Origin of the sequence: Streptomyces sp. MMG1121, assembly GCF_001280015.1 — a bacterium.
GTDB lineage: Bacteria > Actinomycetota > Actinomycetes > Streptomycetales > Streptomycetaceae > Streptomyces.
Genome location: NZ_LGDV01000002.1, coordinates 33,935 through 55,145 on the forward strand (window position 1 = coordinate 33,935; position 21,211 = coordinate 55,145).

Sequence of the window (21,211 nt, forward strand, 5' to 3'; positions counted from 1 at the left end):
TCACTTCCCGTGCCGGACCGCGTAGATCATGACGAAGGCCACGATGTGGATGCCGAAGAGGAAGTAGGCGAGGAAGTACCAGACCTTGCGTTCGTTCCTGGTCTCTTCGGCCAGGCGGCGTTTTTCGAGTGAGTCGGGAAGGTCGGGGGAGTCGGCCTCGGGCATCACGGTTCCCGGTGGACCTTGGTGTTGGAGGCCTGGGCGCGGGGGCGCAGCACCAGGAGGTCGACGTTGACGTGGCTGGGGCGGGTGACCGTCCAGGTGATCGTCTCGGCCACGTCGTCCGCGGTGAGGGGTTCCGCCACGCCCTGGTAGACCTTCTCCGCCCGCTCCTTGTCGCCGCCGAAGCGGGTCAGGGCGAACTCGTCGGTCTTGACCATGCCGGGGGCGATCTCGATGACGCGCACCGGCCGGCCGACGATCTCCAGGCGGAGGGTCTCGGCGAGGACGTGCTCGCCGTGCTTGGCGGCGACATAGCCCGCGCCGCCCTCGTACGTGCCGAAGCCGGCGGTGGAGGAGACGACCACCACCACGCCGTCGCCGCTCGCCTCCAGCTTGGGGAGCAGGGCCTGGGTGACGTTCAGGGTGCCGATGACGTTCGTCTCGTACATCGCGCGCCACTGCGCCGGGTCGCCGGTGGCCACCGGGTCCGCGCCGAGGGCGCCGCCCGCGTTGTTGACCAGGACGCCGATCGCGGCGAAGGCCGTCGCGAACTCGTCGACCGCCGCGCGGTCCGTCACGTCCAGCGGGTACGCCGTCGCCGAGTGGCCCGCCTTCGTCAGCTCCTCGGCGATCGCCTCGATGCGGTCCGCGCGGCGGGCGGTGAGGACGACGCGGTAGCCGGCCTCGGCGAGCTGCCGGGCGGTGGCGGCTCCGATGCCGCTGCTCGCACCGGTGACGACGGCGATGCGGGAGGCGGGGGCCATGGGGCAACTCCTGGTGTTCCGGTGGCGGTGGGCTCCGCCCAGCGTAAGTGAGGTTCAGGCGCCGTTCCGCGGCGCCCACATGATCACGGCCATGCCGACGAGGCAGATGAGGGTGCCCGTGACGTCGTAGCGGTCGGGGCGGTAGCCGTCGGCGACCATCCCCCACAGGATCGAGCCCGCCACGAAGATGCCGCCGTACGCGGCCAGGATGCGGCCGAAGTGGGCGTCGGGCTGGAAGGTGGCGACGAAGCCGTACGCGCCGAGGGCGAGGACTCCGCCGGTCATCCACAGCCAGCCCCTGTGCTCCCGCACGCCTTGCCAGATCAGCCAGGCACCGCCGATCTCGAACAGCGCGGCGACGACGAACAGGGCGGCGGAGCGGAGGATCGGCATGGGCACCAGCCTGTCACCTGTTGGAGGGCGCCTGAGAGGTGGCTCGGGTGGCATACATCCCTGCGTACGGCAGTCGGGCCGACGGCAGTGGGGAGTGGTGAGCGGCGTGCGGATGCGGATGCGGGCTTTGGCGGTGTCGGGGGTGTGTGCCGGTGTGGTCCTGGTGCCGGGGGGAGCTGTGGCGGCTCCGGTTCCGGTGTCCGAGGCCGACCTGGCCTTTCACGGGACCGCGTCGATGGACGGGGGCAAGGTGGAGGTGCGGCTGACCCCGCGGAACAACGGGCCCGACGCCGTTTCGGACGCGAGCGTGCGGCTGCGCTGGTCGGTGCCGTTGGCCCCGGCGCAGCAGTTGCCCGCGCGGTGTGCGCGGGAGGACGAGCGGACGGTGCTGTGCGGGACGGGCGGGCTGGCGGCGGACACGACGGGGGAGCAGCTGCGGGTGGCGGTACGGCTGGAGGAGCAGCCGTCGGAGTTCACGCTGGAGATCGACACGGCGTGGGGCGGCGGAGTGGTGGACAAGGACCGGTCGAACGACCGGCTGAAGGTGCTCGTGCTGGACACCGGGGACGCGTACGCGTTCTGAGGCGCCCTCGCTGGAGTACTTCACCGAGCAGACCCCGCTGACCGTCGGCTCCCCGCAGCAGGTGATCGAGAAGACGCCGGGCTTTCGCGAGTACGCCGGCGACTACCAGCGCCAGCTGTTCCTCATGGATCATGCGGGGCTGCCCCTGAAGACCGTGCTGGAGCAGCTCGACCTGCTGGGCGAGGAGGTCGTGCCGGTGCTGCGGAAGGAGTTCGCCGTCGGCCGTCCGGCGGACGTCCCCGAGGCGCCGACGCACGCTTGCCTGTCGGCCCGCGCGCGGAGCGGGGCCTCCACCGCGACCTCCGTGCGATGGTGAGAGGACGGTAGGGGGCGGGGTCGGGTTCCTTTGTGACGGTGAGAGAGCGGTAAAAAGGGTGATCGTAGGCCCGCCCGTCCCGGCCGAACGGGCGGCGGCCTTGGCAGACTGGGTGCGTGCCCCAGACTGTGCTGCTCGCCGAAGACGACCGTGCCATCCGTCATGCCCTGGAGCGTGCCCTGACCCTGGAGGGGTATGAGGTGACGGCGGTCGCCGACGGTGTGGAAGCGCTGGCGCAGGCCCACAAGACGCCGCCGGATGTCCTCCTCCTCGATGTGATGATGCCCGGGATCGACGGTCTCCAGGTCTGCCGGGTGCTGCGTGCCGAGGGCAACCGCACCCCGATCCTCATGCTCACCGCCCTCGTGGAGACCGCCGACCGTATCGCGGGCCTGGACGCCGGGGCCGACGACTACGTCGTCAAGCCGTTCGACGTGGAAGAGGTCTTCGCGCGGCTGCGCGCGCTCCTGCGCCGTACCAGCCCGGTGCCCGCCACGACCGGCGGCAGCGGCGGCGGGAACGGGACCGACACCGGGCGGGCCGACGTCCAGATCTCCGACCGGCAGGTGGAAGCCGCCGGTATCCGTATGGACCTGCAGGCCCGCCGGGCCTGGCGCGGCAAGCGCGAGCTGGAGCTGACCCGCACCGAGTTCGAGCTGCTCGAACTGCTCGTGCGCAACGCCGGCATCGTGCTCGACCACTCCACGATCTACGACCGGATCTGGGGGTACGACTTCGGACCCGGCTCCAAGAACCTCGCCGTGTACGTCGGCTACCTGCGCCGCAAGCTGGACGAGCCCGGCGCCCCGCAGCTGATCCACACCGTGCGGGGCGTGGGTTACGTGCTCCGGGAGGACTGAGTGGGCCGCCTGCGGCGGTTGCGGCGGTTGCTGGCCCGGCGCCGGCCCAAGCTGGTCTCCCTGCGCACCACCTTCGTCGTCTCCTTCGCGGCCGTCACCGCCGCGGTCACGATCCTCGTCGGCATCGTGTCGTACAGCTCCGCCGCCCGGCTGGTCCGCGTCGACCAGCAGACGGTGTTCTCGCAGGTCGTGCAGGACGTGCGGGACGAGGTACGGCAGCACGAGATGGTGCCCGAGGACTTCTCCTCGTCCCGGCCGGGGCATGATCTGGTCCGGCCGGCCCGTACCGATGTGCAGGTGCTGGGCGCGCAGGGCCAGATCGTGGACCACGGCAACCCGGTGCTGCCCGTCACCTCCCACGACAAGGCCATGGCCCTCGCGCAGACCGCCGGGAAGGTGGTCGAGCACAAGGACGTGCGGGTGGACGAGGACCTGTTCCGTATCGCCACCGTCTCGCTCGGCGACGGGCGGGGCGCGGTCCAGGTCGCGCAGGAGTTCAGCGACACCGAGGACCTGCTGCGGACCCTGCAGCAGCGCACGCTGATCCTGATGGCGGCCGTGGTGGTGGCGGCCGGGCTCTTCGGTTGGTGGCTGGCCCGGCGGATCACCCGGCGGCTGGTGATCCTCACCTCCGCCGCGGAGGACGTGGCCCGCACCCGCCGGCTGGGCATCGAGGTGCCGGTCGCCGGTCTGGACGAGGTGGGGCGGCTCGGGCGTGCCTTCGACCGGATGCTGGGCCGGCTCGCGCAGTCCGAGGAGGACCAGCGCCGCCTCGTCCAGGACGCGGGCCACGAACTGCGCACCCCGCTGACCTCCCTGCGCACCAACATCTCCCTGCTCCGCCGTATCGACGAGCTGCCGCCCGCGACCCGCGAGGAGCTGGTCGCCGACCTCGGCCAGGAGGCCCGGGAACTGACCGACCTGGTCAACGAGCTGGTCGACCTCGCCGCCGGCCAGTCCGACACGGAGCCGCCGCAGCAGGTGGACCTCGCCGACATCGCCGAGGAGGTGGTGGGGCTGGCCAAGCGCCGCACCGGCCGCGAGGTCGTCCTGCACACGAGCGGCGACACGAGCACCGACGGGCGGCCCGGGATGCTCCAGCGGGCCATGTCCAACCTCGTGGAGAACGCCGCCAAGTTCGACCGGGACGGCAAGGCGCCGATCGAGATCAACATCACCGGACCGGCGCGGCCCGGGACCGTACGGGTGGAGGTGCTGGACCGGGGGCCGGGCATCGCCGAGGGCGACCTCATCCGTATCTTCGACCGCTTCTACCGGGCCGCCGACGCGCGCTCCCTGCCGGGTTCGGGCCTCGGGCTGTCCATCGTCCGCGAGGTCGCCATGGCCCACGGCGGAGCGCCGTTCGCCTTCCGGCGCGAGGGCGGCGGCGCGGTCATCGGGTTCACCGTCGGCGGCGGGATCGTGAAGGGCGGCTCCGGCGGCTGACCTTGCGCCGGAGCCGGAGCCCTCCTACGACCGCTCACCCATCCCCGGCAGCGTGAGGAACCCCTCCGCACGGGCGCTCGCCAGGCCGATCCTCGGGATGTCGCTGGACTTGGCGAAGAGGAGGAAGCGGGGTTCCCAGACCGGGCGGTACTTGGCGTTGGCGCGGTAGAGGGACTCGATCTGCCACCAGCGGGAGAAGAAGGTGAGGGTGGAGCGCCACAGGCGCAGGACCGGGCCCGCGCCGAGCCGGGCGCCGCGTTCGAAGACCGAGCGGAACATGGCGAAGTTCAGCGAGACCCGCTGGACGCCCAGCTCCTTCGCCTGGAGGAGGAGTTCGACGACCATGTACTCCATCAGGCCGTTCTCGCAGTCGCGGTCGCGGCGCATCAGGTCCAGGGAGAGGCCGTTCTCGCCCCAGGGGACGAAGCTGAGCAGGGCGCGCGGTTCGTCGTTCGCGTCGCGGCACTCCAGCATCACGCAGCGGCCGTCCCCCGCGTCGCCGAGCCGGCCGAGGGCCATGGAGAAGCCGCGCTCGGTGGCGCCGTCGCGCCAGTCGTCGGCGCGCTCGATGAGCAGGGCCATCTCCTCGGCGGGGATGTCCTCGTGGCGGCGGACGCGGACGGTGTACCCGGCTCGCTTGACCCGGTTGTGGGCCTGGCGGACCACACGCATGGCGCGGCCCTCCAGGGTGAAGTCCGCGATGTCGACGATCGCCTCGTCCCCGAGTTCCAGCGCGTCCAGGCCATGGCGGGCGTAGATCGTGCCGGCCTCCTCGCTCGCGCCCATCACGGCCGGGGTCCAGGCGTGGCTGCGGGCCTCCGCCAGCCAGGCGTCGATGGCGCCGGGCCAGGCCTCGGGGTCGCCGATGGGGTCGCCGGAGGCGAGGGAGACCGCGCCGACGACGCGGTAGGTGACGGCCGCCTTGCCGGTGGGGGAGAAGACGGCGGCCTTGTCGCGGCGCAGGGCGAAGTAGCCGAGGGAGTCGCGGGCGCCGTGCTTGTCGAGCAGTGCGCGCAGCTTCTCCTCGTCCTCGGCGGTGAGCAGCCGGCGGCCGCGCGGGGAGCGGAAGCAGGCGTACAGGACCAGGCAGAAGGCGGCGGCGAGCAGGATGTTGACCGTGATGTCGGTCCAGCGGGGCGCGTGGACGTGGTCGATGCGGTCGGCGAAGATGCCGACGCTGATGCCGCGCAGGTACGTGTAGAAGATCTCGTCGGTCAGGCCGGCGCCGGGCAGCTTGTTGGTGGCGTGCACCAGCAGGGTGCCGAGGCCGCCCGTGGCGAGCAGTGCGCCCGCGCCGACGGCGAGCGCCAGCTTCGGGTTGGAGGGGTCGCCGACCGCGTTGAACTCGCGCCGGCCGATCAGCAGGGCGGCGACGAACAGGGCGGTCAGGGCGGCGGAGACCCAGTTGAAGACGTGGTCGGCGTACCGGTCCTGGGTGAGGCCGAGGACGTAGACGAGCAGGAGCGGGGCGGCGAGCAGCATGTTGGTCACCCACGCGGCCCGCTTGCGGCGGCGCATCACCAGCATCAGGAAGATCGCGAGCGTGGCCGAGACCAGACCGCCGGTGGCCAGGTACGGCGTGAAGAAGGCGCCCACGTGGTGCGGATGGGCCTGGTGCGGGGTGAAGAGTTTGCTGGTGTTGTGCTCGTGGACCTCTTCGCGGAACGGCAGTGAGACGACCGCGAGGACGTTGACCACGGCGATCAGCCGCAGGTACCAGACGGTGGTCGAGGCCGCCGCCGCGCGCAGCCGGGGGCTGGGTGCGGGCATCTGGAACTCGCGGCGGGTACCGCGTTGACCGGGGACCTGCGCGTCGATGAGGGCCGACTGCTGAGCGGGCATGGTGACTGGTCACCTTGAGTGGGGAGGGGACAGGACAAAACGCTCACCCTACAGCTCGTAGGGTAAGCGCGGGAGTGCGTGAGCGCGGCCCCGATGCGGCGCCATTCACCGGATTCATACGGAGCGGACGGGAATGGCCCGGGCGCCGGGGCTCACCGGGAGCGTACCGGCATCCGCTCTTACCGGATCTCCCTGTGTCCGCCTTCCTTGGAACTCCCTGTGTCCGTCTTACCCGGACTTACCCTGGCCGCGGCGGGCCGCCGTCAGATGCCAGGCCAGATTGCCCACCGCCGCGCCGGCCGCCACGGCGGCGACGATCACCCCGCCGGTCGCGAGGCCGTCGCTGAACAGATGCGGACGCCGGTCCAGGCTGTGCAGGCCGAAGCCGCACAGCTCGTACACGCCTACGGCGGCGATGATCAGGCTGACGACCAGCAGGGTCACCGTCGGCGCGAGACTGCGCGCACGGGCCTCCCCGCTGGCTTGCGTCCCGGTGTCCGGCATGGGTCCCCCGTTGAACAGACGTGTGGCCGCTGGCGGTTGGGAACCTACAATACGTAGGGTTTCCGAGTGCCGCCGCCGGGCCGAGGTCACCGGCGGGAGTGCGGGTAAGCCACCCGTACGAGTCGGGTCTGTTGCCGGTGGGTTCTCGCCCCGCTCTCTTACGCGCACCTTCTTAGGCGCACCTTCTCGCGCGTGGCTTCTTGTGTGGGGCTTCTTACGTGCGGCTCCTCATGCGTGCCGGGCCTGCTACGGCGCTGCCCGCTCCTCTTCGTCCCTGCCGGTGCGGCGGGCGTAGGCGCGGGCCGCACGGGCGCGGTCGCCGCAGCGGGTGGAGCACCAGTGGCGGCGGCCGTGCCGGAGCAGGTAGCGGCTGCAGGGGGCGGAGCCGCAGGCGATGAGGCGGTCGGCGTCGGGGCCGGTCAGCAGGTCGGCGGCGTCGGCGGCGAGGGCGGCCAGGGCGCGCTCCATGATCTGGGTGGTGGGGTGCGCGGCGGCGCGGTGGAGGCCGCGCTGCGGGGACCAGTGCAGCAGGGAGGCGGCCGGGGCGCGGGTCAGTGCCTCGTTGACGGCGTCCAGGGCGTCGGGCGGGGCGGGGCGGCCGTCGATCCGGGCGGCGAGCAGCGGACGGATCCGCTCGCGCAGGGCCCGCAGCCGGCTCGCGCACGTCTCGCGCAGATCGGCGTCGGCGGGGGCGAGGCCCCGGTCCACCAGCCAGCGCTGCGCGGCGGCGGGGGTGTCGAGGAGGTCCGTCCGTCGTCCGCCGGGCTGGGTGATCACGCTGTTGGCGAGGTCGAGGGCGAGGTGCCGCTCGGCGCCGGGGGCGGGGGGCGGGGCTGGGTCGCGGGTGTTTTCGGGACTCACGATTCTCATGGTACGGCTTGCCGTGATCCGTGAGGAAGGGGTAGCGTCCCTCACGGATGATGTCCCTGCTATCCGTGAGGTGAGCTGTCATGTCCGCTGAGTACGCCGAAACCGCTGAGCTTTCCGTGTCCGGCGAGCGGATACCCGTCCGTGTCCTCGGCGGTCCCACCGTCCTCATCGAGTACGGCGGCGTCCGCTTCCTCACCGACCCGACGTTCGACGACCCCGGCGACTACCCCTCGCCCAGCGGCCGCACCCTGACCAAGACCGCCCCGCCACGCACGAGCGCCGCCGAGCTGGGCCCCGTCGACGTGGTCCTGCTCTCGCACGACCAGCACGCCGACAACCTCGACCACTCCGGACGCGCCGTGCTCGCCGCCACCCCGCGCACCTTCACCACGCCGGCGGCGGCGGAACGGCTGGGCGGCGGCGCCGAGCCGCTCACTGCGTGGCAGTCCGTCGAGCTGCCGCGCCCCGACGGCGGTACGGTCACCGTGACCGGCGCCCCCGCGCTGCACGGCCCCAAGGGCTCCGAACCGATCGTCGGCGAGGTCACCGGATTCCTGCTGACCTCCGCCGACCTGCCCAGCGTCTACGTCAGCGGCGACAACGCCTCCCTGGAGCTGGTCCAGCAGATCGCCGACCGGTACGGCCCCGTCGACACCGCCGTCCTCTTCGCCGGCGCACCCCGCATGCCGGTCCTGGACGACGCCCTCCTCGTCCTCGACGGCAAGGGCGCGGCCGTCGCCGCCGGGCTGCTCGGTGCGCGACGGGTGGTCCCGGCCCACTGCGACAGCTGGGCCCACTTCACGGAGGGCCGTGAGGAGATCGTCTCGGCGTTCACGGAGGCGGGCCTGCGGGGTCGGCTCGAGGGGCCCTGACGCCGCCCTGCCGCGGTCGGCTGATCGGCGGCGCCGACCGGCCCTTGCCCCCGGTCCCCGAGCCGGTCGCGCCGCGTCCGGCGCGTGGCGTTCCGGTCAGCCGCCGTGGCTGTGCCCGTCCGTGCCGGGCCGGTCGGACGCGGCCGGCCGGACCCCGAGGACGTCGAGCATCGCCCGGGTGGCCGGGCTGGGGTTGAAGCGGCTCCACGCCAGGTACTCCAGCCGGTGCGGCCCGTCCGCCAGCGGAACCAGGGCCAGTTCGGGGTCTCCGGCGGCGAGCGGCCGGATGAACGCCGACGGCAGCAGCGCGACACCGAGCCCGCGCCCGACCAGCCGCGTGATCAACTCCACCACCCCGGCCTCGTACGCCACTTCGCGGACCAGACCCGCGGCGGTGAACGCCTGGTCCGACTGGGCCCGCGCGGGCGTCCCCGCCACGAAGTCCACGAACGTCTCCCCGGCGATCTGTGCCAGCGTCACCCGGGACCCGCCCGCCAGCCGGTGCCCGGCCGGCACCACCAGGACATGCTCGTCGTGATCGAGGACGACCGTCTCCACCCCGGCCGGCCGCTCGCCCTCCGGCAGGCCCAGGAACGCGATGTCCAGCTCACCGGCGCGGATCGCCGCCGCCAGGTCGTCGCTGCGTCCGGACCGCAACGCGACCGCCACCTCCGGGTGTTCGGCGCGATATCGCTGCAGCAACTCCGGTACGTCCACGGCGGCCGTGGTCACGATGACGCCGACCCCGAGCCGTCCGCGTACCACCCCGGCCGCGGCGGCCGCGTCCGCGACGGCCCGGTCGGCCGCGGCCAGACACTCGCGGGCGCCGACGAGGAACGCCGCGCCCGCGCCGGTCAGTTCGACCCGGCGACTGGACCGGGCGAACAGCCGGACCCCCAACTCCCGCTCCAGGGCGGCGATCCGGTGACTGAGGGACGACTGCACGACGAGGCAGCGCTCGGCGGCACGGGTGAAGTTGAGGGTGTCGGCGACGGCTACGACGTAGCGCAGCTGCTGAAGATCCACGTGCCCACCGTATCGATCGGTTTTGTGCATGGCTGTGATGACAATGATGCTTTGGAATCATGGCGGCCTCCTGCCGAGACTTCCCCCATGCACGCCACGCACCCCACGCACCGGTACCCGGCGCGGGCGGCGACCGTCGCCCTGACCGCGCTCGCCCCCGCCTCCTGGGGCACCACGTACGCCGTGACCACGCGGCTGCTCCCGCCCGGGCATCCGCTGTTCGCCGGGCTGATGCGTGCCCTGCCCGCGGGACTGCTCGCCCTGGCGATCACCCGGGTGCTGCCGCGCGGGGAGTGGTGGTGGCGGACCGCGGTGCTCGGCGCCCTCAACATCGGTGCCATGCCGCTGCTGTTCGTGGCGGCCGAACGGCTGCCCGGCGGGGTCGCCGCCACCCTCGGCGCCGCCCAGCCCCTGCTGGTCGCCGGGCTGGCCATGGCGCTGCTGCACGAGCGGCCCTCGGCCTGGCGGCTGGCCTGGGCGGTGACCGGCGTGCTCGGCGTCGGACTCGTCGTACTCGGACCGGGAGCCGGAATGGACGCCGTCGGGGTGCTCGCCGGCCTCGGGCATACGGCGACCATGGCGGGCGGGGTCGTCCTCACCAAGCGCTGGGGCCGGCCCGCGGAGGTCGGCCCGCTGGCCCTGGCCGGCTGGCAACTGACCTGCGGCGGACTGCTGATGCTCCCGCTCACGCTCGGGTTCGAGGGGATACCGGGGCGGATCGACGCGGGCGCCGCCGCCGGCTACCTCTGGCTCGGCAGCATGGGCGGGCTGATCGCGTACACCCTGTGGTTCCGCGGGATCGGCCGTCTCCCGGTCGGCGCGTCGGCCCCGCTGGTGCTGCTGTCCCCGCTGGTCGCGACCGCCATCGGCCTCGCCCGGGGGGAGTCGCTGAGCGTGGCGCAGACCCTCGGTTTCGTGGCGGCCCTGACCGCGCTGCTGGCCGCCCAGTTCAGTCCCCTCGGATCCAGGAAGACCCGGCAGGAGAAGGAGAGTTGCGATGACCACGAGGAAGGCCACAAGGACGGCCACGGGGATGGCCGCAGAGATGACGGCGGGGAGGACGGCGGGGCTGACGATCGCCGTGCTCGGCGCCACCGGGATGGTCGGCGGCCGGGTGACCTCCGAGGCCAGGGCACGCGGGCACCGGGTGCTGGCGCTGTCCCGGACGCCGACGGGTGAGGACCCGGGAGTGACGCCGGTCGCGGTCGACGTCACCGACGCGGCCGCCGTGCGCGAGGCGCTCGCCGGGTCCGCCGGGTCCGGGGTCGCCGACGCCGTCGTACTGGCCGTACGGACGTTCCCCGCCGACCAGGAGTTCCTGGTCGGCGCCACCCGGACGGTGCTGGACGCCGCCGCACGGCTCGGGATCCGGGTGCTCGTGGTCGGCGGCGCCGGCGCGCTGCGCAGCCCGGACGACCGCGAACTGCTGGTCGCCGAGAACCCCGTGTACGTGCCCGCGGAGCACCGGGCCGTCGCCGTGGCCGGCGTCGCCCAGCTGCGGGCCTGTCAGGCCCACGCCGGTGCCGACTGGGTCTGTCTGAGCCCGCCGGCCCTGCTGGAGCCCGGCGAGCGGACCGGCCGCTACCGGCGTGGCACCGACACCCTGCTCACCGGCGCCGACGGACGGTCGTCCATCAGCGTCGAGGATCTGGCCGTGGCCGTGCTGGACGAGCTGGAGTCGCCCGGCCGGGACCGTCACATCACGGTCGCCCACGAGGACGCGTACGCGCCGGCGTGAGACGGCCGGCGGGCGGTCCCCGGTCGGCTGGTCGGCCGGTCGGCTAGTCGACGTTGACCGGACCGTCGTCGCCCGGCATCCGGTCCTTGCCCGAGCGCAGCTGGAGCAGGCCGGTGTCGTTGTCGTTGTCGCTCTTGTCCTGGCCGCCGTTCAGGTTGTGCCGGACCGAGTCGAGGATCGTCAGGCCCTGCGAGACCAGACCGGCGGCGATCTCGCCGAGGCCGTCTGCGCCGTTGAGGACGTTGACGTTGGCGCCGGCCAGACCGCCGGCGGCCTCCTTCACGATCTGCGGGAGCTGGTCGATGATCATCCGGTCCAGCGCCACCCGGTCGTAGGAGGCCGCGGCCTCCGCCTGGATCTTCATGCGCTGGGCCTCGGCGGCGGCGAGGATCCTGACCCGCTCGGCCTCGGCCTGGGCGGGCTTGACGACCTCGGCGACCAGCTGCTGCTGGCGCAACTCGGCCTGCCGCTCGGCCAGTTCGGTCTGCGCGGCGAGCACCTCCTGCTGCGCGTGGGCCTGCGCCAGCGGTCCGGCCTGGGCGGCCTGCGCCTGGGCGCGGTCCACCTCGGCCGAGTACTCGGCCTGGACGACGGCGGTCTGCCGGGCGTACTCGGCCTGCTTGCGGGCCGCCGCCTGCTCGGCCTCGACCGAGGCCTGGGTGGCCTGCGCCTGGGCGATCTGGGCCTGGCGCTGGATGGCCGCCTTGTGCGGGGCGGACATCGCGGCGATGTAGCCGGTGTCGCCGTCGTCGATCGACTGGATCTGGAGCGAGTCGACGATCAGGCCGATCTTCGCCATCTCCACCTTCGAGGTGTCGAGCACCTCGGCGGCGAGCTTCTGTCGCTCGGTGACGATCTCCTCGACGGTCATCGAGCCGATGATGGCCCGCAGGTGGCCGGCGAAGATCCGGCCGGTCAGCACCGACATCTGCTCCTGGTCGGAGAGGAAGCGCTGACCTGCGTTGATGATGCTCTCGGAGTCGTTGCCGACCTTGAAGGCGATGACTGCGCGAACGTGCAGCGAGATGCCCTGCTTGGTCACACAGGTCTCGGTGACCTCGGCCTCGCACATGGCCAGGGAGAGGAAGCGGGTCTTGCGGAAGAACGGGACCACGAACTTGCCATGGCCAGTGACCACGCGGAACGGAGCGCCCCCCAGTCCCCGCCTGCCTCCCGAGATCAACATCGCCTCGTCGGGAGCGGGAACGCGGTATCCGAACATGCCTGTACTCCTCAGCTTGCGCCGGCGGTGTCTCCGTCGAGCGCGTCCAATGGATCCACCCACTCGATGACGCCGACCTCGCGGCGCCCCCGTGATTCGATCACGAGGACCGTAGCGCCCGCAGGCAGGGGATCCTCGGACCAGGCCAGGAAGGTCTCGGAGCCGCCTCTGACCCGGACCAGCACTTCGCCGGGGCCCGCGGAGCCGCGCGTCCCGATGAGCACCCTGCCCGTACAGCCGATCACGGCCTCGTCCTGCGGCATCACCGGCCGTCCTCCTCGTCCTGACCTCAGGATTCCGACGATAGTCGCACTGGGGCCGGGACCCAACGGTCTCACTGCGAGGCGTTCCGGAACCGTAGCTTCCAGAGGGTGGGCACGAACTCGCCCCGGCCGGCCGGGTTCCTCCGCAACCCCGGTCGCACGGCGCGCAGGCCGGTACGACGACGGCCGTCGGGGCAAGGGGGTGTGCGGGGGGTTCCGGTGCTGCGGCGGCCAGGGGCCGCGAGCGAGGGGCCCGGTGACGGCGGCCGGGCCGGGAGCGGTGCGGCGAGGGTGATGCCGAGCGGCAGCGGGGCGGGCCGGTGGCCGCGGTCGGCGCGACCAGTGCGGCGGGCATGACGCGGCGGGGCCGGCCGGGGAACGTCTGGGGCCGGTCGCCGGGGTGCGCCCAGAGCCGCACGGCCCCCGTGACGGTGCCGGGCCAGGGCCGGACGCCCGCCGCGGCACCTCCCTGCCGATGCCCGTGCCGCGGCGCTCGCGTGCGGCCGGCGGCGCGGACACGGGCCATCTGCCCCGGTTCGGAGGGCAGTTGGTCGCGGGCCTCCAGCGGACCGGCGCGCCGTACGGCCGGTCGGCTCTTCGGCCGCGGTGCTGACGGCGTACCCGTGCGGCGGCCCGTCCGATGCTCCTCGCGCCGTACTACGGCGCGCGTACTACGGCTGGGCGGCGACCGGCAGTACGTGGTCGCCGGTCTTGTCGGTGCTGAGGCACAGGGAACAGACGACCGCGTCGTGGGTGGCGCAGGCCGTCAGGTCCGGGCGTTCGTACGGCCGGCGGCAGACGTGGCAGTCGAGGGTGACCGCGCTGGGGTTGCCGGCCGCGTCGAGGAGGGGCTCGGTGATGCCGTCGTCGGTGCGGCGGAGGTAGTACCGGCCCTTGGTGACGATCGCCGTCAGCGGGGTCAGGACGAAGGCGATCACGGCCGCGGCCACCGGGGAGTACGGCTGCAGGGCGTCGCCGAGCAGGTGGAAGTACATCGCGATCGACAGGCCGGAGGCGGCGACGAAGGCCACGACGCCGACCGGGTTGACGGCGTACAGCATGCCCCGGCGGAACTCCGGCCGGCGCGGGGACAGCTTCAGTACGTACTTGTTGACGCCGATGTCGGTGGCCACGGTGACGACCCAGGCGATCGCGCAGTTCGAGTAGAAGCCGAGGATGCTGTTGAGGAAGCTGAACATGTCGGCCTCCATCAGGGCGAGCGCGAAGCCGAGGTTGACCAGCACGAAGACCATGCGGCCGGGGTAGTGCCGGGTGACCCGGGTGAAGGAGTTCGTCCAGGCCAGCGAACCGGAGTACGCGTTCGTCACATTGATCTTGATCTGGCTGATGACCACCAGGGCCACGGCCAGCGGGACGACCATCCAGGACGGCATCATCGCGTCGAAGGCGCCGCGGAACTGCTGGATCGGCTCGGTCGCGGCGGCCGGGCCGACCTTCGCGAGGACGTAGACGGCGAGGAAGACACCGATGGCCTGCTTCAGCGCGCCGAGCACCACCCAGCCGGGACCGGCCATGACCACGGCGGTCCACCAAGTGCGCTTGTTGGCCTCGGTCTTGGGTGGCATGAAGCGCAGATAGTCGATCTGCTCGCCGATCTGCGCGATCAACGACAGGCACACGCCCGCACCCAGCAGCACGGACGCGGTGTCGATGCCGCCGTCGCCGTCCGTGCCGGCGTAGGCCAGGAAGCGGTCGACCGTGCCGGGGTCGGTGGCGATCAGGTAGACCAGCGGGCCGATCATCAGCAGCAGCCAGACGGGGGTCGTCCACACCTGGAGCTTGCTGAGCGCCTTCATGCCGTAGATCACCAGCGGGATGACCATGAGCGTGGAGATCAGGTAGCCCAGCCACAGCGGCAGTCCGAGGCCGAGCTTGAGGCCCTGGGCCATGATCGAGCCTTCGAGGGCGAAGAAGATGAAGGTGAAGCTGGCGAAGATGACGCTGGTGAGGACCGAACCGTAGTAGCCGAAGCCGGAGCCCCGGGTGATCAGGTCGAGGTCGATGTTGTAGCGGGCGCCGTAGTACGCCAGCGGGAAGCCGGTGACGAAGATGACGACCGCGGCCACCGCGATGGCCACGAGCGCGTTGCCGGTGCCGTGGGTCAGTCCGATGCCGGCGCCGATGGAGAAGTCGGCCATGTAGGCGATGCCGCCGAGTGCGGTGGTCGCCACGACCATGGGGGTCCAGCGGCGGTAACTGCGGGGAGCGAAGCGGAGGGTGTAGTCCTCCAGGGTCTCCCTGACCGCCTGGTCCTCGGTGGATTTCGCCGGCTCCGGCGTCGTCAGCCGTGACTCGGTGGTGCTCATGTCGCGCCTCCGGATGATGCGGGTGCGGGTACTCCGTCGGGAGCAGGGCCCCGCTTGGCGTCATCGGCAGGACGGGGGAGCCGACGGACCGTCACGCTAGGAACCCGTTGTTACCGTCGATTCCTGTCGTCGTGAACGCGACGTTTCCGAGAACTCACCTGCTGCGAGGGCCTGCGGGGGTGGGCCGCGGGATGCAGGGCCGCGTACTCCAGGGGCGCCGACGGGTCGACGGACACGTCCAGGGGCGCCGGTTCGGCTCCGGCGCGGACGAGGAGGTCGCCGACGGCGGCGATCATCGCGCCGTTGTCCGTGCACAGCCGCAGAGGCGGCACGCGCAGGGTGAGCCCGGCGGCCCGGCACCTCTCCTCGGCCAGCGCGCGCACCCGTGAGTTGGCGGCGACCCCGCCGACCACGACCAGCGTGCCCACGCCGTGCGCCTCGCAGGCCGCGACCGCCTTGCGGGTCAGCACGTCCGCGACCGCCTCCTGGAGGGACGCGGCCCCGTCGGCGACCGGCAGTTCCGCGCCCGCGTGGCTCTCGGCCCAGCGCGCCGCCGCCGTCTTCAGACCCGAGAAGGAGAAGTCGTACGAGCCCGGCAAGGGGCGGGGGAGGGGGACAGCGCGCGGATCCCCCACGCGCGCTGCCCGGTCGATGGCCGGACCGCCGGGATACGGCAGCCCGAAGACCCGCGCGACCTTGTCGAAGCACTCCCCGGCGGCGTCGTCGAGGGTGTCGCCGAGGTGGACGAGGGGATCGCGGGCGAGGTCGCGGACGAGGAGCAACGACGTATGGCCGCCGGAGACGATCAGCACCATGCAGGGGTTGGGCAGCGGGCCGTGTTCGAGCGTGTCGGCGGCGACGTGGCCGGCGAGGTGGTGGACACCGTGCAGCGGGACACCGAGCGCGTAGGCCAGCCCCTTCGCCCCGGCCAGCCCGACCTGGAGCGCGCCGGACAGGCCCGGCCCGGTGGTCACCGCCACCGCGCCGATGTCGGTGAGCCGCAGTCCGGCTTCGTCCAGGGCGCGTTCGACCACCGGTCGGACCGCGTGCACGTGCGCGCGGGCCGCGATCTCCGGTACGACGCCGCCGTAGTGGGCGTGCTCGTCCATGCTCGACGCCACCGCATGCCCGAGCAGCCGCCCTTCCCGGACGAGCCCCGCACCGGTCTCGTCGCAGGACGACTCGATACCGAGCACGATGGGGGAGCCGCCCATGGCTGCGCCTCTCTGCAAGAAGATCCTTATTACAACTAGTATGCAATAAGGAAGCCCCGTGTCGGGCGCCCGGGCTGGACGCACGAGGCTCCCGCGGGGACGTGTGCCCCACGGGAGCCTTCCGGCCGGCCGGGCGGTCTTTGGCCGATGGTCCGCCCGGGGGTCAGTTCGCCGGTGCCGCTGCCGCCCCGGCGGCCTGGACCGCGGCCGGCTCGAATCGCATGGGCGTGATCTGCCTGACGTCGTAACGGCTGCGCATACGTGCCACGGCCTCGGCGTCCACGGACCGGCAGGTCGACCAGATCTCCGCTATTTCCTCGAAGTAGAGTTCGTGATCGGGCGACGGGAAGCACTGGAACAGCATGCGCACGGGTCTGTCCGTGGCATTCCTGAACGCGTGCGGAGTGTTGGGCGGGACGAACATGCTACTGCCCTCGCCCGCGCGGACGAGGCGGTCGCCGTCGGCGGACTCCCAGTCGAGCCAGTCGTCGTCCGTGCGCTCGGTCGGCTCGAACGCCATGAGTTCCAACTCGCCCTCCAGGATGTAGAAGAACTCCTGCGAGTGCTGGTGGAAGTGCGCACCGGTGTCGAATCCCGGCGGAACGACGACCTCGAAGATGGACACCGAGGAGCCCTGCGCTCCGGTGGCCTTGAAGGTTACTTCCTGTGCCTTGGTGACCAGTTTTCGCCCCTGGCCCGGAAGGACGATGAGATCGCCCACGGGATCAACTCCTTGAGTAGACGGTCGGTGATCGCCGAAACCGTAAGATTTTGCCCTTGAGGAGTACTCGAATTCCCATCCACAGACCCTCTTCGTCCGCTCGGGGCGGGAATCGGCACTCCGGGCATCGTCTTCCGCTCCCGCCTCGGCCGGAGCCCGCAGGACGACCCGGCGGCCGCGCCGTGGGCGCGGATCTTCGGCAACCCGCTCACCTGGGACGACCTGACGGGCTTCTACATCACCGCCTCGGCCCGCCTCGAAGACATCCAAGAACATCCGCCTCCTCGGTCTGCTCCGCCCGTCCGCCCGTCGACAGTGCGGGGATGTCAGGAGAGCCAGTCGGCGTAGCGGGTGGGGGCGAGGCGGGCGTTCTGGTCGGTGAGCACGTCGCCCTTGACGACGGCGAACATGCCGGCGGTGGGGTCGATGACGACGGTCCGGCTGTCGCCCTTGTGCGACAGGGTGATCCGGCCCAGCTCGTCCAGGGTGAAGATCTCGGGGCCGGCGATGTTGCGGATGCCGTTCAGCGGGGCGCCCGCGGCGACCTCCGCCACCGCGGTGGCCACGTCCTGGGAGGCGATGGGCTGGATGGGCGTGGCGGGCAGCCGGACGGTGTCGGCGTCCGAGGTCCACGACAGGACCGCGTCCATGAAGTCCATGAACTGCGTGGCCCGCACGATCGAGTAGGGAATCGGCCCACCCGCGAGGATCTTCTCCTGGAGCGCCTTGGCGCGGTAGTAGTCCAGCTCCGGCACCTGGTCCACGCCGACGATCGAGAGGATGACGAAATGGCCGACGCCGCCCTTGTCGGCCGCGGCCAGGAGGTTGTCCATCGAGGTCTGGAAGAAGGGGAGGGAGGCTTCGTCGAAGGTCGGGGAGTTCGTCAGGTTGACGACGACGTCGGCTCCCGCCACCGCCTCGTCCAGTCCCTGGCCGCTGATGATGTCGACCCCGGTGGACTTCGAGTGCGGTACCGCCTCGTGCCCGGCGGCGTTCAGGTTCTTGACGACCTGCGACCCGATCAGTCCGGTACCGCCGATGACTGCGATCTTCATAGCATGCCTTTCGTCGGGTTTACGTGCGCAATATGGCATATGAGCCGCTAGGTGGGTGCGGCATGAAACGGCTGGTTGGCCGACCGGGGAGGAGTGGGCCTCAGAGACCGTCGACGAACGTGACCGTCTCGTGCAGCGGCGCCCGGCCCGTGCGGGCGTCGCCCGCCGTGACGTCTTCGAATCCGATCGACATGCCGCAGAAGAGGATGAGTCCGTCCGGCGGTGACAGGACCTCCGCGACGGTCTTGTGGTACTTCGCCCAGGCCATCTGCGTGCAGCTGTGCAGCCCTTCGGCGCGCAGCAGCAGCATGACGGTCTGCAGATACATGCCGGCATCGGCCCATTGGGGCGAACCCATGTCCTTGTCGATGTAGCAGAACAGGGCAGCGGGTGCGCCGAAGCAGTCCCAGTTCGCGGCGGCGGCCCGCTGGCGGGCCTCCAGGTCCTCACGTGCGATGCCGAGTGCGCCGTAGCGCTGCTCGCCGAAGGCGGATCGGCGCTCGCGGTACGGAGACTTCAGTGCGGGCGGGTACATCTCGTACTCCGGTGCGTCCCAGGGGTCGCCCGCGGCCACGCGCTCGCCGGCCCGCTTCTTGACTTCGGCCAGTGGCGCGTCGGTCAGCACGTAGGTGTGCCACGGCTGGAGGTTCGATCCGGACGGCGCCCAGGCCGCGGCGGAGAGCACGCGCTCCAGCGTCTTCCTCGGGACAGGCCGGTCGGTGAATCGACGCACCGCTCGTCGGCTCGTGACCGCCTCGTAGACGTCCATGATCACCCGTCTCCCTCTGCTCGTCGGGTTCATCTCCGTTACGCTCACAACGGTATCACTTAATACCGTATCGTCTGCAACTATCATCGAGCGCGAATCCCCTGCCCCTGGTTCCCCGCCTCGGGCGTCGTTCTTTGGAGAAAGCCCATGGCCACGCTGCTGCACATCGACTCGTCCGTGTTCTACGGCGAGGCGTCCTCGTCCCGTTCGGTCACGGCCGCCTTCCGCAAGACCTGGGAAGAGCAGCACCCGGAGGGCACGGTGATCCACCGTGACCTGGCCGCCGACCCTGTCCCGCACATCACCGCCGACGCCTGGTCCGCCGGTTACGCCGCCCCCGCCGAGCGCACCCCGGGGCAGTCCGCCGCGTTCGCCGCACGCGAGCGGCTCATCGAGGAACTGGAACGGGCGGACGCCGTTCTGATCGGCGCTCCCATGTACAACTTCTCGATCCCGTCGACCCTCAAGGCGTGGCTGGACAACGTGCTCCTGCTCGGCCGTACCGCGGGCGGGACGCCCTCGGCGCAGGGCACCCCCGCGATCGTCGTCGCCAGCCGCGGCGGCTCCTACGCGCAGGGCACCCCGCGCGAGGGCTACGAGTTCGTACAGAACTATCTGGAGGCGGTCCTCCAGGGAACTCTCGGCCTGGACCTCGACTTCATCGTCCCGGAACTCACCATGGCCCCCCGCAACCCGGCCATGTCGGAACTGGTCCCCCTCTACGAGGCGTCCCGCGACCGTGCCTTCGAGGACGCGACCGCCAAGGCGAAGGAAATCGCGGAGCGACTCGCCGCGTAACCCCCGCGGTCTGCGGATGCCGCGTGACGCCCGGCCCGGGACGCCACACGGCACCCTCGGGGCCCGCACCCCCTCCGAGGGGGCTCTGCACCTGGACGATCGGGCACCCCGGCGCTGAGGGGCGGCCGGGCGTTCCGCCCTGTCGGCGGGACGGGTGTGACGCCCGTCGATACGACGGTGAGTGATGCCGGGCGTGGGTGAAGAGCACGCACGCCGCCGGCCGGACACGCGGCTCGCCGGCCGCGCGGACGACTCGCCCCGTCAGCGGGCCGGCGCGTGGCGACGACAGCCGCAGCCGGCTCTCAAGGCCGGAGGTTCACCGCGGAAATCGCACGGGACGAAGCGCGCCGATGCGGCGGGCGGCCGGTGCGGGCGGGCTTACGCCTCGCCGTCCGCGGGATGGGCGAGCAGGGTCAGCAGGGCCGTCAGCTGCTCGATGTCGCCGGGTCCCAGTTCGGTGACCAGCCGCTCGGCCAGCGGCCCCGCAGCCGCATGGGCCGCGTCGAAGAGTTCGAGTCCCTGAGGCGTGATCTCCACGGCTCGCACCCGCCGGTCCCCCGGAACGGCCTTGCGCACGGCCAGGCCCTTCCGCTCCAGGTCGTCCACGACCCGCATGATTCCCGCCTTGTCCGACCCCGTCGCCGCCGCCAGGTCCCGCTGCACCGTGGGCCCGTGGTTGACCAACTCGATCAGCACGGCGAAATGCCGCAACTCCACGCCGAGCGGCCGAAGCGCCTCCCCCATCACAGCGGCCGCGCGCCAGTGCGCCCGGCGCAGCAGCAAGCCGAGAGCGAAGGGCGAGGCGTCCCCGGGGCGGTCGGTCGCCCGCGAGGCGGTGGATGGGTGAGGAGCGTCGGGGGCCATGAACCCAGACTACTTCATTCGATACGGTATCGTTTGAAACGAAATCGCACCGCGTCCGCTGTGGCCCTGTCGCCGCACCCATGCGGTGCGAGTCGCCTTACCCATGCGGTGCGATCGGCTACGGGAAACGCCGCGGGCGGAGCCCGAAAGCCCCGACCGAACCCCATGAAACCCGAGGTCAGGTCAGCACACGCCCCCGGCGCACTCCCCAACCGTGATCGGCTGTACCACGACACGGGACGCCATCGACAACAGTGATGCCTGCCGCTACGCCAGCGACTTTCGCACCGCGTCGACCGGTGACATTGCACGCATATCGATGGGGCCCCGATGATGTTGTTCATCGCATAGCCAAGGGCGATCCCGTACTCCGGGTCGGCGAAGCCAAGTGAGCCCCCTCTACCGGTGTGGCCGAAGGCGTTCGGTCGGCGACGTCCTTGCGACGCCGTCCCTCCCCGGTCCACAAAACGACGCGGGTCCGAAGCGCCACATCGACTGCCACATGCCGGTCCCCCGCCAACTTGCGCGATTCCGCTTCCTGTTCGGGAGAGAGATCCATGCCTGGCCCAACGAGTCAGAACACTCCAGGCGACACGAGCCGG

The 21,211-nt window shown here is 71.7% G+C and carries 22 protein-coding genes and 2 pseudogenes; 8 read left to right on the plus strand and 16 right to left on the minus strand.

From position 1 onward, the window contains the following. Genes ADK64_RS46520 through ADK64_RS02400 form a run of 3 tightly spaced genes read right to left on the minus strand, consistent with a single transcriptional unit; the run spans position 1 to position 1,319 of the window. Entirely contained in the window at positions 1 to 165 is a 165-nt protein-coding gene (locus ADK64_RS46520) for a hypothetical protein (protein ID WP_199829458.1), read from the minus strand. After that, positions 165 to 926 carry an SDR family NAD(P)-dependent oxidoreductase gene (locus tag ADK64_RS02395; protein WP_053654470.1) on the minus strand — a complete coding sequence of 254 codons (762 nt, stop codon included), beginning with the start codon at positions 924 to 926 and terminating at the stop codon, positions 165 to 167. The genes ADK64_RS46520 and ADK64_RS02395 overlap by 1 nt, the downstream gene beginning before the upstream one ends. A 54-nt stretch (positions 927 to 980) precedes the next feature. Continuing rightward, positions 981 to 1,319, minus strand: a complete 339-nt coding sequence (locus tag ADK64_RS02400; protein WP_053654471.1) for a YnfA family protein — start codon at positions 1,317 to 1,319, stop codon at positions 981 to 983. Positions 1,320 to 1,497: 178 nt separating this feature from the next. Between ADK64_RS02400 and ADK64_RS02405 the strand changes: the two genes are divergently transcribed. The 4 genes and pseudogenes from ADK64_RS02405 (at position 1,498) to ADK64_RS02420 (ending at position 4,524) form a co-directional block, all read left to right on the plus strand. After that, complete coding sequence (locus tag ADK64_RS02405) at positions 1,498 to 1,902, plus strand: hypothetical protein (RefSeq protein ID WP_324614355.1); 405 nt, start codon at positions 1,498 to 1,500, stop codon at positions 1,900 to 1,902. A gap of 4 nt (positions 1,903 to 1,906) precedes the next feature. Continuing rightward, a pseudogene (locus ADK64_RS02410) lies at positions 1,907 to 2,218 on the plus strand (5,10-methylene tetrahydromethanopterin reductase); the annotation flags it as partial. Between the two features lie 116 nt (positions 2,219 to 2,334). Then, positions 2,335 to 3,078: a response regulator transcription factor gene (locus ADK64_RS02415; RefSeq protein WP_078992451.1), complete on the plus strand. Its 744-nt coding sequence runs from the start codon at positions 2,335 to 2,337 to the stop codon at positions 3,076 to 3,078. Between the two features lie 9 nt (positions 3,079 to 3,087). Further along, positions 3,088 to 4,524, plus strand: coding sequence for a sensor histidine kinase (locus ADK64_RS02420; RefSeq protein ID WP_199829464.1), 1,437 nt, complete (start codon positions 3,088 to 3,090; stop codon positions 4,522 to 4,524). A 24-nt stretch (positions 4,525 to 4,548) separates the two neighbouring features. Here ADK64_RS02420 and ADK64_RS02425 read toward each other — a convergent pair whose 3' ends face one another. The 3 genes from ADK64_RS02425 to ADK64_RS02435 all read right to left on the minus strand — a co-directional run bounded on the left by ADK64_RS02425 (position 4,549) and on the right by ADK64_RS02435 (position 7,740). Then, the gene (locus ADK64_RS02425) at positions 4,549 to 6,294 is read right to left on the minus strand and encodes a phosphatidylglycerol lysyltransferase domain-containing protein (RefSeq protein ID WP_053654575.1); all 1,746 of its coding nucleotides are present in this window, start codon (positions 6,292 to 6,294) and stop codon (positions 4,549 to 4,551) included. Between the two features lie 300 nt (positions 6,295 to 6,594). After that, the gene (locus tag ADK64_RS02430) at positions 6,595 to 6,870 is read right to left on the minus strand and encodes a hypothetical protein (protein ID WP_053654475.1); all 276 of its coding nucleotides are present in this window, start codon (positions 6,868 to 6,870) and stop codon (positions 6,595 to 6,597) included. Between the two features lie 246 nt (positions 6,871 to 7,116). Then, positions 7,117 to 7,740: a CGNR zinc finger domain-containing protein gene (locus ADK64_RS02435; protein WP_053654476.1), complete on the minus strand. Its 624-nt coding sequence runs from the start codon at positions 7,738 to 7,740 to the stop codon at positions 7,117 to 7,119. Between the two features lie 80 nt (positions 7,741 to 7,820). On the opposite strand from ADK64_RS02435, the gene ADK64_RS02440 reads away from it, so the two are divergent. Then, on the plus strand, positions 7,821 to 8,612 hold the full coding sequence (locus ADK64_RS02440; protein WP_053654477.1) for an MBL fold metallo-hydrolase: 792 nt from the start codon (positions 7,821 to 7,823) through the stop codon (positions 8,610 to 8,612). A 96-nt stretch (positions 8,613 to 8,708) separates the two neighbouring features. Here the strand turns inward: ADK64_RS02440 and ADK64_RS02445 are convergent, their stop codons facing one another. Next, a complete protein-coding gene (locus ADK64_RS02445; protein ID WP_053654478.1) occupies positions 8,709 to 9,638 on the minus strand; it encodes a LysR family transcriptional regulator in 930 nt (309 codons plus the stop codon). A gap of 87 nt (positions 9,639 to 9,725) precedes the next feature. On the opposite strand from ADK64_RS02445, the gene ADK64_RS02450 reads away from it, so the two are divergent. Further along, positions 9,726 to 10,817, plus strand: coding sequence for an EamA family transporter (locus ADK64_RS02450; protein WP_234384436.1), 1,092 nt, complete (start codon positions 9,726 to 9,728; stop codon positions 10,815 to 10,817). Continuing rightward, on the plus strand, positions 10,738 to 11,376 hold the full coding sequence (locus ADK64_RS02455) for an NAD(P)-dependent oxidoreductase (protein ID WP_234384442.1): 639 nt from the start codon (positions 10,738 to 10,740) through the stop codon (positions 11,374 to 11,376). Before ADK64_RS02450 ends, ADK64_RS02455 begins: the two co-directional genes overlap by 80 nt. A gap of 43 nt (positions 11,377 to 11,419) precedes the next feature. Here ADK64_RS02455 and ADK64_RS02460 read toward each other — a convergent pair whose 3' ends face one another. From ADK64_RS02460 to ADK64_RS02490, 7 genes are all read right to left on the minus strand, one after another. After that, positions 11,420 to 12,598, minus strand: coding sequence for an SPFH domain-containing protein (locus tag ADK64_RS02460; protein WP_053654480.1), 1,179 nt, complete (start codon positions 12,596 to 12,598; stop codon positions 11,420 to 11,422). 11 nt (positions 12,599 to 12,609) lie between these two features. Beyond that, complete coding sequence (locus tag ADK64_RS02465; RefSeq protein ID WP_053654576.1) at positions 12,610 to 12,861, minus strand: hypothetical protein; 252 nt, start codon at positions 12,859 to 12,861, stop codon at positions 12,610 to 12,612. Between the two features lie 671 nt (positions 12,862 to 13,532). Next, entirely contained in the window at positions 13,533 to 15,188 is a 1,656-nt protein-coding gene (locus ADK64_RS02470) for a purine-cytosine permease family protein (protein WP_053654481.1), read from the minus strand. Between the two features lie 110 nt (positions 15,189 to 15,298). Further along, positions 15,299 to 16,402 (minus strand): tRNA (adenosine(37)-N6)-threonylcarbamoyltransferase complex transferase subunit TsaD, encoded by a 1,104-nt coding sequence (tsaD, locus tag ADK64_RS02475; RefSeq protein WP_053654482.1) that lies wholly within the window; start codon positions 16,400 to 16,402, stop codon positions 15,299 to 15,301. A gap of 163 nt (positions 16,403 to 16,565) precedes the next feature. Continuing rightward, the gene (locus ADK64_RS02480; RefSeq protein WP_053654483.1) at positions 16,566 to 17,123 is read right to left on the minus strand and encodes a cupin domain-containing protein; all 558 of its coding nucleotides are present in this window, start codon (positions 17,121 to 17,123) and stop codon (positions 16,566 to 16,568) included. 326 nt (positions 17,124 to 17,449) lie between these two features. Beyond that, positions 17,450 to 18,178, minus strand: coding sequence for an SDR family oxidoreductase (locus tag ADK64_RS02485; RefSeq protein WP_053654484.1), 729 nt, complete (start codon positions 18,176 to 18,178; stop codon positions 17,450 to 17,452). A 100-nt stretch (positions 18,179 to 18,278) separates the two neighbouring features. Next, complete coding sequence (locus ADK64_RS02490) at positions 18,279 to 18,947, minus strand: nitroreductase (protein ID WP_053654577.1); 669 nt, start codon at positions 18,945 to 18,947, stop codon at positions 18,279 to 18,281. A 147-nt stretch (positions 18,948 to 19,094) separates the two neighbouring features. On the opposite strand from ADK64_RS02490, the gene ADK64_RS02495 reads away from it, so the two are divergent. Continuing rightward, positions 19,095 to 19,745, plus strand: coding sequence for an FMN-dependent NADH-azoreductase (locus ADK64_RS02495; RefSeq protein WP_053654485.1), 651 nt, complete (start codon positions 19,095 to 19,097; stop codon positions 19,743 to 19,745). A gap of 378 nt (positions 19,746 to 20,123) precedes the next feature. Here ADK64_RS02495 and ADK64_RS02500 read toward each other — a convergent pair whose 3' ends face one another. Continuing rightward, a complete protein-coding gene (locus ADK64_RS02500) occupies positions 20,124 to 20,609 on the minus strand; it encodes a MarR family winged helix-turn-helix transcriptional regulator (protein ID WP_053654486.1) in 486 nt (161 codons plus the stop codon). 267 nt (positions 20,610 to 20,876) lie between these two features. Continuing rightward, positions 20,877 to 21,034, minus strand: a pseudogene (locus tag ADK64_RS46940) (esterase); the annotation flags it as partial. Positions 21,035 to 21,211 lie beyond the last annotated feature (177 nt).

Bases quoted from the DNA above. Each gene is read 5' to 3' on its own strand.
- ADK64_RS46520 (WP_199829458.1), bottom strand. From the start codon at position 165: ATGCCCGAGGCCGACTCCCCCGACCTTCCCGACTCACTCGAAAAACGC.
- ADK64_RS02395 (WP_053654470.1), bottom strand. From the start codon at position 926: ATGGCCCCCGCCTCCCGCATCGCCGTCGTCACCGGTGCGAGCAGCGGC.
- ADK64_RS02400 (WP_053654471.1), bottom strand. From the start codon at position 1,319: ATGCCGATCCTCCGCTCCGCCGCCCTGTTCGTCGTCGCCGCGCTGTTC.
- ADK64_RS02425 (WP_053654575.1), bottom strand. From the start codon at position 6,294: ATGCCCGCACCCAGCCCCCGGCTGCGCGCGGCGGCGGCCTCGACCACC.
- ADK64_RS02430 (WP_053654475.1), bottom strand. From the start codon at position 6,870: ATGCCGGACACCGGGACGCAAGCCAGCGGGGAGGCCCGTGCGCGCAGT.
- ADK64_RS02435 (WP_053654476.1), bottom strand. From the start codon at position 7,740: ATGAGAATCGTGAGTCCCGAAAACACCCGCGACCCAGCCCCGCCCCCC.
- ADK64_RS02440 (WP_053654477.1), top strand. From the start codon at position 7,821: ATGTCCGCTGAGTACGCCGAAACCGCTGAGCTTTCCGTGTCCGGCGAG.
- ADK64_RS02450 (WP_234384436.1), top strand. From the start codon at position 9,726: ATGCACGCCACGCACCCCACGCACCGGTACCCGGCGCGGGCGGCGACC.
- ADK64_RS02455 (WP_234384442.1), top strand. From the start codon at position 10,738: ATGGTCGGCGGCCGGGTGACCTCCGAGGCCAGGGCACGCGGGCACCGG.
- ADK64_RS02460 (WP_053654480.1), bottom strand. From the start codon at position 12,598: ATGTTCGGATACCGCGTTCCCGCTCCCGACGAGGCGATGTTGATCTCG.
- ADK64_RS02465 (WP_053654576.1), bottom strand. From the start codon at position 12,861: ATGCCGCAGGACGAGGCCGTGATCGGCTGTACGGGCAGGGTGCTCATC.
- ADK64_RS02470 (WP_053654481.1), bottom strand. From the start codon at position 15,188: ATGAGCACCACCGAGTCACGGCTGACGACGCCGGAGCCGGCGAAATCC.
- tsaD (WP_053654482.1), bottom strand. From the start codon at position 16,402: ATGGGCGGCTCCCCCATCGTGCTCGGTATCGAGTCGTCCTGCGACGAG.
- ADK64_RS02485 (WP_053654484.1), bottom strand. From the start codon at position 18,178: ATGAAGATCGCAGTCATCGGCGGTACCGGACTGATCGGGTCGCAGGTC.
- ADK64_RS02490 (WP_053654577.1), bottom strand. From the start codon at position 18,947: ATGGACGTCTACGAGGCGGTCACGAGCCGACGAGCGGTGCGTCGATTC.
- ADK64_RS02495 (WP_053654485.1), top strand. From the start codon at position 19,095: ATGGCCACGCTGCTGCACATCGACTCGTCCGTGTTCTACGGCGAGGCG.
- ADK64_RS02500 (WP_053654486.1), bottom strand. From the start codon at position 20,609: ATGGCCCCCGACGCTCCTCACCCATCCACCGCCTCGCGGGCGACCGAC.